Genomic DNA, 12,606 nt, shown 5'->3' with positions numbered 1-12,606 from the left:
CCCCAACTACTGCATTCAGGGTTGATCTTCTCATTGCCACTGCACTCGATTTAATTAATCCCGTGCATTTGAAAAACTGGTTTACTCACTGTTGCTACTGTGCCTCATAAAACTGCAATAGGCTGTAATTCTCGTCAGGCGTCAGCTATCTTAATAATTATAGCAGAGGTCAGGGTTAAAAGTTAGTCAGAGCAGCGGTTGAGGAAGCGTGCGAGGGTTTCCTCCGTTGAGCAAACTTTACAAGTCAATCGTTCTGAGTTTCAATAATGTCCTAACTCTATTGACCGTTACTATAAAAACTCAACGATTTTGTTTAATAACCAGAATTATCATCTGTCGTCTAGTTAGAAAAAGTCTAGACTACTTAATATTAATGACATTGATGTAGAAAATTAATTTATTATGCTACTAATCTTCTGATACGACTAATTAGCTGAAGTATTTTGTAGACGAAGTAACTCATTTTTAACTCTTCGTTCTAGATTAGCATCATTTTGCAAATTTACAGTAATTGCATTGAACCGATCAATAGGCAATCCATTACTTTCTACTATTTGTCTAGAACGCTTACAGAAGTCTACTGCAATATTCCTTGCATTCGTAGGAAGAGAACTAAAGCTTCGAGGTTGGTTACAGATAATCGACGGAACGTTGTCTGAAGCAATAATTTTCTTAATCTCGTTAAATGCTGTTTGACGCACTGGTTCCATAACTAACACAGAACGAGCATATTGTGTCACCTCTGCATTGCTAACAGCTTGTGCATAAGCAACAGAAGAAAACTCCAATAGTCGCGCTCCCACTAAATTAGGTATCCATCCAGAAAGCACACTTGCACTACTTAAAGTGGCGATAATTAGCGATCGCGACAGCATTTGGCTTAAGCGACTAGAGCTGTAGACTTTATCCCAATAAGATATCATACAACGAGAGACAACATACAGTACTTAAGGTAACAATTGTTTTGAAGTAGTTTATCCCTGAGAAGTTCCAGAAATAGAATTATTCTAGAGTCAATAGCTATAAAGGAATGCTGATATTAGGAAACTTATTCTCCTTCAATCTCCGTATTTACCCTTAACATCTCTGACCTTCTTTTGAGATGCTCCATTCTACCGATTTTTTTACTGACAATCAAATAACACTTCCTTTTACTGGCTTTAGCAAAAAATTTGGCAAAGTTCCATAATTTTTGTTTGTAGCATCAAAACTTCCTCAAATCCTTGTTTAAGGCTGACTTCGAGTTCAAGCAATATTGGCAATGTAGAAACAAGTTGTTGCACAGAAATCCTCTTCACTTCCTGTTGAAGGAAGTAAACGCGCTTGGGATTTGCAATTTCAGCAGCTTGGGCTATTGCTGCATTATCATGCTTTGCCTCACTCATTAACTTAATCCACAACCAGGTACGAAATTGCCCTATTAAAGTTGCAGTAATGCGCAAAGCCGGTTCATTTTGGTTAATTAGCTGTGTGACTAACTCCAGCGCCTTAGCTGAGTTTCCGTCTTTAATTGCGGCGGCAAGGTGCAAGCTGTTGTGAGTAGTATTGCTAACTAAGGCAGCTACAGCTACTACATCTATCGGTTGTGTATCAGAACTTTTAAAAGTCCGTAATTTCTCTAGTTCGTTATACATTTGTCGTGTATTGTTGCCGACAGCTTCTACTAGCATTTGGGTGCTTTGTGCGGTGAGTTTCATGTCTAGTTCTTGAGCTGCTTGTTGTACTCTGTGGATGAGTTGCTCAGTTTTCCACGGTGGAATGAGAGAAAATTCTTGAAGTTCACCCAACTTTTGGAGTAACTGAGTAGACTTGAGACGTCCATCAGGTTTGTTACGGCAACTAAAGAGTAAAATTGAATGATCCGGAATAACAGGTAGTGTTCGTTGCAATTGTGCTAATAAGTCTGAAGAACACTGCTGAAATATTGTTGGATCGACAAGCCAGACAAAACGACTTCCCGCACCAAAAGGAGGCGTCATAGTTTGAGTTAGTCCTTGGAGAACAACTTCTGGTTGAGAAGCCGGAAGTGCAGTATAGTTAAAACTAAGCCATTGGGAATCAACGAAGCGATCGCGCAGGCGAAGAATTGCTTTTTGCATCGCGAAATCATCTTCACCCCAGTAAACGTATATTGGCATAGGAATTACTTGTGCAGCGCAAACAAAGCGAAGGTATAGGATTAGTCCATCCAATTATGGAGCAAAGCTTTGCAGTCATCGATCGCGAAATCGGCGCACATAACTTGAGTTTTACAGAATATGCGATCGTCCGGCGTGTCATTCACACTACTGCTGACTTTGAATTTAAACATCTTGTTTCTTTTAGTCCAAATGCAATTGCCGCCGGAATAACGGCGCTGCGGTGTGGAGTTCCCATTGTGACTGATGTCAGCATGGTGAAACAAGGTATTGCCGGGATGGTAACAAAAACCTTTAATAATCCACTCATCAGTGCTGTTGAACAAGCGAGTATTGCCTTACCAGGAAAAACTCGTACAGAAACAGGGTTACTACAATGTTTGCAGAAATACCCTGACGCCGTTTATGTTATCGGTAATGCTCCTACCGCTTTACTTGCTTTGTGCAATCGCATCACGACTGATTCTATTTTACCTGCGTTGGTTATCGGTGCTCCCGTAGGCTTTATTTCAGTGTTGGAATCAAAAGCAGCATTAGCCCAAACACCAGTTGAGCAAATTCGCGTTGAAAGTCGTAAAGGTGGATCGTCTGTCGCCGCAGCAATTCTTAATGCCTTAATAATGTTAGCGCTAGAGAATTAGGAAGCAGAATAATTCATGAGTGTGGTTCATGTTGTCGGAATTGGTTTGGATGGAATAGGGCTGAGTCAGAAAGTACAGCAGATTATTGCACAGGCGACGTTGTTGATTGGAAGCGATCGCCATTTAAGCTATTTTCCCCAACATCCCGCTCAAAAACAAGTACTTGGCGATTTCACCGCAGCAATTGAATGCATTCGGCAGCAAGTAACTGGTGATGTTGTTGTCTTAGTCACAGGCGATCCACTGTTTTTTGGGTTGGGGCGATTACTACTAGCTGAGTTTCCGCCAGAAAAACTTGTCTTTCACCCACATTTAAGTTCAGTACAGTTAGCATTTAATGCAATTAAGGTTCCTTGGCAAGATGCTAAAGTAATTAGCGTTCACGGACGCTCGTTAGCAGAATTGATTCCAGTATTGCAGCAAGGCATTGAGAAAATTGCCATTTTAACAGATAACATTAATCATCCTGGTGCGATCGCTTGTTTACTGCAATCATTAGATTTACCCAATGAGTATCAGTTGTGGGTGTGTGAAAATTTAGGTAGCAAGCAAGAACGAGTTCAATCTTGGTCACTCGAACAAGTCCAGTTAGAAACGTTTGCACCTCTCAATATTGTTATTTTACTGCGTCAAAGTGAACTCAATAACTTAGACTTAGCAACACTACCACAATTAGGTTTACCCGATCGTGTTTTCTTGAGTTTTAGCGATCGCCCAGGATTAATGACAAAGCGCGAAGTCCGCATATTAGTTTTAGGACAATTGGCGCTACAACCTGGACAAATTGTGTGGGATATTGGTGCAGGTACAGGTTCAGTCGCAATTGAAATTGCCCGTTTATTTCCTACATCTCGCATCTATGCAGTCGAAAAAACAACAGCAGGTGCAACTCTTATTCAAAAAAACTGCGATCGCTTGCAAGTCAAAAACATTGTTACGGTTCATGGCAGTGCACCAGAAGTTCTATCCCAACTTCCAACACCAGATCGCGTGTTTATTGGTGGTAGTGGCGGTAATTTAGTTTCCATATTGGAAGCTTTACCCGTTTCTTCTCAAGCTATTGTTGTCTTGGCTCTAACAACTGTAGAGCATCTTACTATTGCTTTAGATTGGTTAAAACATCAACAATGGCATTATCAAATGTTACAAGTACAACTATCGCGATCTGTACCAATCGGGAACTTAACGCGGTTTACACCCCTCAATCCTGTGACAATTTTGAGTGCCACCCGTCTTGTTCAAAAGTTTTGAATTTTGAGTTTTGAGTTTTGAATTGAGAATACCAGTTAGCAATTACCACTGAGCCATAAAATACCCCCAGTTGCGAGTAAGAGGAAAATTCCTAGCATTCCAGCTAATGGTTTGCCATATTTGCCTGTCACCCATTCAGGGGCTTTTCCGGTGTAAGTTAATATCCCCGCCGTGTCGATAGATGCGATCGCCCAAACCCAACCACTGTGTAATCCCCAAGCTAAGCCCAAACTTCCACCATCGACGAGTCTTGCTAACACAAGAACAATTCCCATCAACCATAATCCGAAAAGTTGCGGTACTGTTTCGCGTTGTTCCCACACAAGATGCAGTACTGCAAAAATCACGCTAGAACCGATCGCAGCGATCGCAAGTGTGTAATCTTGCTGTAATTGGGTTAAGACAAAGCCACGAAAAATTAACTCTTCTGTTGCACTTACCCATAGCGCTAAAGCTAATGTAGGTAGCACGACACTTGTGATTTGCTGGGCAGATATTTTTTGCCATTTCACCCAACCCAAAATTGTTTGAATTGCGAATAAAATAATCAGGCTTAGCACTCCGATCGCTAAACCTACACTCAAAGAGCGGAGAATTGCAAAATTCCAGACTAAGCCATAATCTCGGAAACTGCTATTTGTTATTAAGCTAGCTATCCAAAGAATAATGGGAGCAAGTAGATACAGCGATCCTAATAAGGGAAGTTTCTGCGCTGGTTCTAAAGTTCCAATTTGCCAACCACGGGCGATCGCCAGCAGAATTGCTATTGGCAACCAACACCCAGCCCAAGTAAGAAAAAAACTTATTACTTGTAGCAATGACATTGGGGTAGCTGCCAAATTTATTAGCAAACTATATGCTGCATAGTTAAATCCGATCAAAACTGCTGTCAAATTGCCAGATTTTGTTGATTGAATAGTAAAAAGGTCAGACTAAAAGCTGATTTCCGATATTAAGGAATCAACCTTAATCCTTTTTTGGAAAAAATTATTCTTCATCTTCATCCGCGTCTTCATCCTGGTTAGCACTTTTATCACTATCTAGCTGAATCAAGTGAATGTGCTTGTATCCTAATTTAATTTCAAATTCATCTCCAGGTTTGAGTCCCATTGCTTCAGTATAGGTTGCACCGATGACAATTTGACCATTTTTATGAACACTAACACGATAGGTTGGTTCGCGACCGCGTCCATCTTTTGGTCCTTCTGGACTGAGGGGAATTCCCCTAGCTGCTAATAATGCATCATAAAAATCAGTGAGATTAACGCGAGTCTGTTTATTCTTAGTTACTGTGTAATAACCACAGCGCTTTGCTCTTTCTCGTCTTGGTAAGTCAGATAATTCTTTTACCTTTTGCAGTAATGCTTTTCCCGTTAATGGTGCAGTTGCAGTTTCTGTCATCGCACTTCTAAATCCTTACGTTCTCCAAGTTGCTTTCAATGTCTTTTACAACATTGACATTATAAAAAATATATCCTCTTATCTCTACTTTTTAGCAAAAGAATCTGGGAATATTTACATCTTATCCCTTGTTAATTTATATTTGCAATTTTTTTTTAAACGGTAAAGTATCAAGGCAAGAGTAAATTTTATTTGTCGTCTCCAGATATTTTTATCCTGCCAGCGATGATACTATATGTTACTCTTCTGAAAATATCAACCTAAACGCCTTTTAGATTAACTCTTTTGCTCTATGCGAAGCGTCTATGTTAATAAACAACTGGTAGCAGTTTATTGATTTATGCGATTACTCAATCCTAGCTAAGATATTATGTCAAGCTAGGACACATAATTCTTAAGACATATTTTTTGTAACATTTGCTGTTTATCTTCGACAAATCATTAGTCTCAATCCTGCTGAAGTAGTAGAAAGGCTAGCATAACTAAAGTTCCTCAATGTTTCTTAAACTAGATGCAACACCAAAATTAGCTGCCAAACGCAAAAGTGCAACAACAATAGCAATAGCTGAGGAAATAATAGTCTTAGTGAGTAAATATCAGCAAGATTATTAGACTCATCGGTATCCATCTAGAAAAGTGTAAGGCTTTGTAAGAATGCAAGTTATTTTCAAAGTTATTCGGCAAAAAGAAAATTCTCCAGTACAAGCTCAGGCGTATCATTTAGAGGTTGAACCAAGTAAGACCATTCTGGATTGCCTCAATCAAATTAAATGGGAGCAAGATGGTAGTTTAGCGTTTCGGAAGAATTGTCGCAATACTATCTGCGGTAGCTGTGCGATGCGAATTAACGGACGTTCAGCTTTGGCGTGCAAGGAAAATGTTGACTCCGAAGTTCAAAGACTACAAAATACTGGTATTGAGTCTCCAGTTCCAGAAATTATTCTTGCTCCTTTAGGAAATATGCCAGTTATTAAAGACCTGGTAGTAGATATGAGTAGTTTCTGGAACCATTTAGAGGCTGTAGAACCTTATGTAAGTAGCAGCGCCAGAAAAATACCAGAACGAGAATTTTTACAAACACCACAAGAGCGATCGCGTCTCGATCAAACTGGTAATTGTATTATGTGCGGTGCTTGCTATTCAGAATGTAACGCGCGAGAAATTAATCCAGATTTTGTTGGTCCTCATGCTCTTGCCAAAGCTTATCGCATGGTAGCAGATTCTCGCGATACTCAAACTGAAGCACGTTTAGAAAATTATAATATTGGAACTCAAGGTGTCTGGGGTTGTACGCGCTGTTTGTATTGCAACAGTGTGTGCCCGATGGATGTTGCACCCTTGGATCAAATTAGCAAAATCAAACAAGAAATCTTGGCTGATAAGGAAGTACCAGATAGTATTCCCATTCGCCATCGTAAGGGATTAATTGAACTTGTAAAACAGGGTGGCTGGATTAATGAACCAAAGTTTGTTTTTCAGGTAGTCGGTGATTACTTACGCGATCTTAGAGGTTTACTACGAATTGGACCACTGGGCTTAAGAATGCTGATTCGGGGTAAATTTCCGATTCATTTTGAACCCTCAACAGGTACCGAAGAAGTGCGATCGCTCATTGAGTCAGTGCAACGAAAGAAGGGTGAGGAGTAAGAATCCAATGACCTCAAAAATCATTTTTACAATTGGAATGATGCTATGGTTAATCGTCAGAATTCCTTACCAGCGAGAACAAAAGCAGAACACAATTATTGATGACCGAAAAAGCACTCAGGAAAAGGTGGTGCGCCTTCTATTATTAATTGGGATACTATTTCTTCCTTTGATTTATGTTCTATCGCCTTGGTTAAATTTCGCGAACTACCATCTACCAATCTGGGCAAACGGATTAGGTATCGGTACTCTTGTTCTTTCTCTTTGGTTATTTTGGCGCAGCCATCACGACTTAGGCAAAAATTGGTCATCAACGCTGCAAATTCGAGAAGGACACACATTGACAACTAGTGGTGTCTATCAAAACATTCGTCATCCAATGTACGCCTCTGTGTTGTTACTTTGCATTGCACAAGCACTATTGCTGCCAAACTTGATTGCAGGTCTATCTGGATTCATTGGCTTTAGTATTGCATATGCAACACGAGTTGACCGTGAGGAAATGCTTCTTAGCAGCTTCGGTGATGAGTATGAAGCCTATAGGCAACGCACAAAGCGATTAGTTCCGTACTTATTCTAAATTGTGTTACTTGTTGAAATGTAATCGTAGGTTGCGCGTCGTAACAACCCTAGTACAGGTGCTAATGATGCTCTTATAGCGCTTGATAGGACTTGATAGGAAGAGAGCGTTTCCTTGCCTCAACTCTCTTACTGAGGCTCAATCGAAACATTAATTGGTTGTCCAGAGCGGTTGTATACTAAAATATCCCACTGTCCGTTGATGCTTGATTCAAAAGCAATCCTACTACCATCAGCGCTAATTGTAGGGTTGCGAACTTCAGCTTGTAAGTTTTTTGTCAAGTTCCGTAATTGCCGCGTTTCTCGGTCATACAAAAAGATTCCAGATCTACCTTGGCGATTGCTAGAAAAGACAATGTACTGACCATTTTCTGATACTGCGGGACTTGAAGCGATCGCATCAAAAGAATTCAGCCCTGGTAAGTCAACTAAGCTACGACTGACCATATCAAATAAATAGATATCTTGACGCCCCAAGCGGTCGGAACTAAACACAATATATTTCCCAGAAACACGCGGAGTCATTTCAGCCGCAGGGCTATTGAGACTTTTTCCTCCTGAATCTGAGGGGAAGCTTAATAAACGGGCGGAGCTTCCATAACTACCTAATACTATTAAGATAGATGTTAGTGTTAAGACTATTGCCAAGAAAATAATGAAGCGTTTCACAACAGTGGTCAGGGGTCAGGGGTCAAAGATCGGGGAAATACTCTAAGACAATTGCCAGGAAAATAACGAAGCCTTAGACAAGCTAGGGAATAGGGACGCAGGAATTATAGTAGTGACGCAATAATTGATTACTTGTTAACAGGAACACCATCGGGAATATCTAACTCAACGTTAGAACCTCGGTCTAGCACTTCAATATCCCACTGACCGTGAAGGCTACTTTCAAATACGACATAACGACCATCAGGACTGATACTAGGATTACGAACCCATCCTTGATACCACTGATTTAATATCTGTGGGTGTTGCGTAACGCGGTCATAAAGTACTAAGTCTGGTTTACCGCGATCATTGACAATACAGACTATGTAGCGTCCTGTATAGCTAATGCTAGGGCTTTGAGCGATCGCGTCTGGACGATTTTGTAAGCGTGGTATGGGCAGAAACACCTGCTCTTGCAAGTCATACAAGAAGAGATTACGACTGCTATCGCGGTTAGAGATAAATGCTACGTAGCGACCATTGCCACTTAATGCTGGTTGTTCGTCAGTATAACGGCTGTTTAGACTGCCAGGACTGCTCATTAAGCGATCGCTAGGACTGCAAGCCATCACAAGAACCAATAACCCCAAGCTTAGACAAAGAAACCAATGCTGGAGCCACCATTTTGCTAAAAGTTTTCTCACCTCAGATTTGCTTTTATGCCCCTATCCAAGCTGACACATTCAGAATTTTAGTACTTTTGGGACATAAGACCTACAACTTTTTGGAGCTAGGGTTCGTCAAAGTTGCTATCTGATGGATCAATGGGTTTGTAATCTACATAGTCTGTTGGTGTTGCTTCGATGTCAGTTCCTCTTTTTCTCGAATCTTGTGAGGAACGCCGCTTTCTCGATCTAGGCACTGTATTAGAGGCATCTTTATCTTCCCATGAAGAATCACTACTTCTTGAAGAACGAGACTGTCTGTTAGCACTGCTACTTCCAGCATCCTCCCAGCTACTTTCTGATTGCTTAGAATAGCCCCATTCATCACTTGAGCGTTCTTCTCCTGGACGACTTGTCGGGCGAGAAGGACGACGCCGCTTAGTGGGTTTATCTGCTGCTGGCGCTAACCGTTCTGAATTACCTCCCCGATTCGAGTAACGACGCCGAGGTTCATCGTCGTATTCATCTATACTACGTCGAGGTTGATCTTCGTAGTCAGTTGTTCTTGCAGGACGTGTTTCTTTCGTTCCCTGAATTCTTCTTCTAGGATTAATGGTCGGACGCTCTTCATAAAGTGGTTCAAGTTCGTCTAACTCTGCTTGATATTCATAAACTGGGCTGACTGGTCTTTCTTCGTCAACAATTCGCGTATTACGTTTTGCTTGCTCAGTAGCAACGCCCCGTAGCCGAATACTTTCAACTGCAAAGAAGATTGCTGAACCACTCAGTAGTAACTGACCAAATTGCAAAATGGGATCTAACCGCCAGCCTTGAAACAGCAAAATGAAGCCACATAGCAGCCCGACAGCAGCAAAAAAGATGTCATGATCTCGCGATAGCTCTGGACGTACTGAGCGCAGGAAATACAACCCTGCACCAGCTACAGCTAAGAAAATGCCCAGGATACTCGCTGGGTTAAGTCCAAAGTTAACCATTTCTATTCTCTCAAGTATGTCTTATCCTAACGAGTTCAGCTTAAAATAACCATAGGAATCTCTGGGCATTCTAATACGTTGCATACTACTAGTTCACTATTGTTTATACAGATTGCTGTATGCAACTAACTTACACATCGTACAATTGTGGCACAAATCCAGCGCCGATCTCCATAGAGCGGGAGTCATTATGACTCCCACACAGATTTATGAACGCTCGACCTTATCTTTTTGACTAATAAAAATCAACCCAACAGTTGCCGGAACGACAACAATTAACAGTCCTGCCAGTAAACTGTAAAAGAAATTCATTAAAGAGGGTGTCATAGATTCGCAACCTTTTTGCACACTTCGATCTTAATTTTAATCTTCTGTTACACCGTTGAGAAGCTTGTCTAATAATGTTCTGAATTTACAGTTCGATAAATAACAAGCAGAAATAGCCCAGAATACCCAAAAGTCTTCTATGAGCTACAAGGATTTTTATACGTACTATTTATAAGCTTCTCTACAGTTAAAATAGAATAAAGTAATAAAACGTTTACAAAATTTAAAATACCAATTGCTGTATATGAAGAATCTATAGTTTAGAAGTTAGAAACACTTAAACTCCTTCACTCCAATTTCTGTTCTCCAAATTCTTGGTCACTTTTCTAGTTGTTTCACCGTTAACCTGATATGAGCGCTGTTACTCTTACTAGCTGGACTCTTGGTCTGATCTTTGGATTAATGATCTTGTTGTTTCTCTTTCGCATCGTTTTGACCTGGTATCCCCAAGTTGAACTTAAACGTCCGTTCAATGTAATTACTGTAACGACAGAACCATTTTTAGCTCCTTTGCGCAAGCTAATACCACCTATTGGTGGGGTCGATATTACTCCTGTTATTTGGCTGGGTGTTTTCAGCTTGTTGAGAGAATTGCTTTTAGGTCAGCAAGGGCTACTGACAATGGCTTCTCGCTTGCAATAAGGGAATGGTGAGTGGTTAGTGATTAGTGGGAGTGTGGGTAATAGAGTTTTGAGTTCTGAGTTTTGAGTTTTGTTAGCGTAGTGGTGCCTTAGCACGTTTTGAATTAAAAGAATTTTCTCAACTCTCTCAAACTCAACACTTAACCTCAACATTCATAACTCTCTTAGTCTCCCCGCCTACCTCAGCTTACCGAGTCTCTACTCTTCTGCTCTAGTTTTTCCTTGGAAACATAACGTGTTCAACAAAGTTTGTAAAGACTTCACCTTGAAGAAATTCTGGTGTTTCTAAAATCCTTTGGTGAAAGTTAATTGTTGTTGGTAAGCCAGTCAGTGCGCACTCGCGTAGAGCGCGTTTCATCCGTTTGATAGCACTAGGGCGATCGGGACCCCAAACGATTAATTTGGCAATTAACGAGTCGTAGTAGGGAGGAATCTGATAATCTGTGTAAACGTGGGAATCCATACGTACGCCTGGTCCACCTGGTGGTAAATAGCCGCTAATGCGACCAGGAGAAGGACGAAAATCGTGATCTGGATCTTCAGCGTTAATCCGACATTCGATCGCATGACCGCGTAGTACTACTTGATCCTGAGTCAGCTGGAGTTTTTCGCCTTGAGCAATGCGAATTTGCTCAGCAACTAAGTCAAGTCCAGTAATCATTTCTGTGACTGGATGCTCAACTTGAATCCGCGTGTTCATTTCCATAAAGTAGAACTCGCCGTTAGGGGCAAGCAAAAACTCAACAGTACCCGCACCGACATAGTCAATTGACTTGGCTGCCTGAACAGCGGCTTGTCCCATTTCTTCGCGGAGTGCTGAGTTCAGTGCTGGGCTTGGTGCTTCTTCCAACAATTTTTGATGACGACGTTGAATGGAACAATCACGTTCGCCGAGGTGAATCACATTACCGTAGCTATCTGCGAAAATTTGAAATTCAATATGACGAGGGCGTTCAATAAATTTTTCAAGATACAGCCCAGGATTACCAAAGGCAGCTTCCGCTTCGCCTTGAGCCGCTAAAAAGAATTTAGTGATTTCGTTGTCGTCGCGTACGAGGCGCATTCCACGTCCGCCACCACCTGCTGTGGCTTTAACGATGACAGGATAACCGATTTTACGAGCGATCGCCTGTGCTTCAAGTTCGTCTCTAAGCAACCCATCGCTACCAGGAACAGTTGGCACACCAGCTCGAATCATCGTTTCTTTGGCGGTTGATTTATCACCCATAGCACGAATTGCTTCGGGTGACGGACCAATAAAAGTAATTTGATGATCGGCACAAATTTCTGCAAATCGGGCATTCTCAGCTAAGAAGCCATAACCAGGATGTATTGCGGTAGCATTACGTGTTAAAGCTGCAGCAATAATTCGGGGAATATTAAGATAACTTTTGCTCCCTGGAGCTTCACCAATACACACGGCTTCATCCGCAAGTTGGACATGAAGAGAATCACGGTCAACCGTTGAATGAACTGCAACAGTAGCAATTCCCATCTCCTCACAAGCACGGATAATCCTGAGGGCAATTTCTCCCCGATTGGCGATTAGTATTTTAGAAAAATGCATTTGCCAGCAAATATACCAACAGCTAGAGTAAATGCTTTCGCTAACTCCTGAACATTTCTACAGCGGTAGTGCGATCGCGTAGCTTCAGCATACAGTAAATATA

14 protein-coding genes are annotated in these 12,606 nt (G+C 41.3%); 5 read left to right on the top strand and 9 right to left on the bottom strand.

Annotated elements, in window-relative coordinates:
* Positions 1-425: 425 nt before the first annotated feature.
* Positions 426-923 (bottom strand): DUF4168 domain-containing protein, encoded by a 498-nt coding sequence (locus IQ230_RS18515; RefSeq protein ID WP_193933736.1) that lies wholly within the window; start codon positions 921-923, stop codon positions 426-428.
* 237 nt (positions 924-1,160) lie between these two features.
* Positions 1,161-2,138, bottom strand: a complete 978-nt coding sequence (gene holA / locus IQ230_RS18510) for a DNA polymerase III subunit delta (protein WP_193933735.1) — start codon at positions 2,136-2,138, stop codon at positions 1,161-1,163.
* An 11-nt stretch (positions 2,139-2,149) separates the two neighbouring features.
* On the opposite strand from holA, the gene IQ230_RS18505 reads away from it, so the two are divergent.
* Positions 2,150-2,779, top strand: a complete 630-nt coding sequence (locus IQ230_RS18505; RefSeq protein ID WP_322742472.1) for a cobalt-precorrin-8X methylmutase — start codon at positions 2,150-2,152, stop codon at positions 2,777-2,779.
* 15 nt (positions 2,780-2,794) lie between these two features.
* Positions 2,795-4,030, top strand: coding sequence for a precorrin-6y C5,15-methyltransferase (decarboxylating) subunit CbiE (gene cbiE, locus IQ230_RS18500; protein ID WP_193933734.1), 1,236 nt, complete (start codon positions 2,795-2,797; stop codon positions 4,028-4,030).
* 35 nt (positions 4,031-4,065) lie between these two features.
* Here cbiE and IQ230_RS18495 read toward each other — a convergent pair whose 3' ends face one another.
* Both IQ230_RS18495 and IQ230_RS18490 read right to left on the bottom strand, forming a co-directional pair.
* Positions 4,066-4,854: a CPBP family intramembrane glutamic endopeptidase gene (locus tag IQ230_RS18495; RefSeq protein ID WP_193933733.1), complete on the bottom strand. Its 789-nt coding sequence runs from the start codon at positions 4,852-4,854 to the stop codon at positions 4,066-4,068.
* Between the two features lie 163 nt (positions 4,855-5,017).
* Positions 5,018-5,431, bottom strand: a complete 414-nt coding sequence (locus IQ230_RS18490) for an AbrB family transcriptional regulator (RefSeq protein WP_099701476.1) — start codon at positions 5,429-5,431, stop codon at positions 5,018-5,020.
* Positions 5,432-6,085: 654 nt separating this feature from the next.
* Here IQ230_RS18490 and IQ230_RS18485 point away from each other — a divergent pair.
* Together IQ230_RS18485 and IQ230_RS18480 are read left to right on the top strand one after the other, a co-directional pair.
* Positions 6,086-7,078 (top strand): succinate dehydrogenase/fumarate reductase iron-sulfur subunit, encoded by a 993-nt coding sequence (locus tag IQ230_RS18485; RefSeq protein WP_193933732.1) that lies wholly within the window; start codon positions 6,086-6,088, stop codon positions 7,076-7,078.
* 7 nt (positions 7,079-7,085) lie between these two features.
* Positions 7,086-7,658 carry a protein-S-isoprenylcysteine O-methyltransferase gene (locus tag IQ230_RS18480; protein ID WP_228055114.1) on the top strand — a complete coding sequence of 191 codons (573 nt, stop codon included), beginning with the start codon at positions 7,086-7,088 and terminating at the stop codon, positions 7,656-7,658.
* Positions 7,659-7,786: 128 nt separating this feature from the next.
* On the opposite strand, the gene IQ230_RS18475 is transcribed toward IQ230_RS18480, so the two are convergent.
* From IQ230_RS18475 to psbX, 4 genes are all read right to left on the bottom strand, one after another.
* Positions 7,787-8,326, bottom strand: coding sequence for a TolB family protein (locus IQ230_RS18475; RefSeq protein WP_193933731.1), 540 nt, complete (start codon positions 8,324-8,326; stop codon positions 7,787-7,789).
* Between the two features lie 128 nt (positions 8,327-8,454).
* Positions 8,455-8,937 carry a TolB family protein gene (locus IQ230_RS18470; protein ID WP_228055113.1) on the bottom strand — a complete coding sequence of 161 codons (483 nt, stop codon included), beginning with the start codon at positions 8,935-8,937 and terminating at the stop codon, positions 8,455-8,457.
* Positions 8,938-9,098: 161 nt separating this feature from the next.
* Positions 9,099-9,968, bottom strand: coding sequence for a Ycf66 family protein (locus IQ230_RS18465; RefSeq protein ID WP_193933729.1), 870 nt, complete (start codon positions 9,966-9,968; stop codon positions 9,099-9,101).
* 207 nt (positions 9,969-10,175) lie between these two features.
* Positions 10,176-10,295: a photosystem II reaction center X protein gene (psbX, locus tag IQ230_RS18460; protein ID WP_099701471.1), complete on the bottom strand. Its 120-nt coding sequence runs from the start codon at positions 10,293-10,295 to the stop codon at positions 10,176-10,178.
* Between the two features lie 351 nt (positions 10,296-10,646).
* Here psbX and IQ230_RS18455 point away from each other — a divergent pair, with 351 nt between their 5' ends.
* Positions 10,647-10,937: a YggT family protein gene (locus tag IQ230_RS18455; RefSeq protein WP_193933728.1), complete on the top strand. Its 291-nt coding sequence runs from the start codon at positions 10,647-10,649 to the stop codon at positions 10,935-10,937.
* 210 nt (positions 10,938-11,147) lie between these two features.
* Here the strand turns inward: IQ230_RS18455 and accC are convergent, their stop codons facing one another.
* On the bottom strand, positions 11,148-12,503 hold the full coding sequence (accC, locus tag IQ230_RS18450) for an acetyl-CoA carboxylase biotin carboxylase subunit (RefSeq protein ID WP_193933727.1): 1,356 nt from the start codon (positions 12,501-12,503) through the stop codon (positions 11,148-11,150).
* Positions 12,504-12,606: the final 103 nt, after the last annotated feature.

Origin of the sequence: Gloeocapsopsis crepidinum LEGE 06123 (assembly GCF_015207655.1) — a bacterium.
Taxonomy (GTDB): Bacteria; Cyanobacteriota; Cyanobacteriia; order Cyanobacteriales; family Chroococcidiopsidaceae; genus Gloeocapsopsis; species Gloeocapsopsis crepidinum.
The sequence above is the reverse complement of the archived record's forward strand: the minus strand, read 5'-3'. Positions and strand labels throughout refer to the sequence as shown.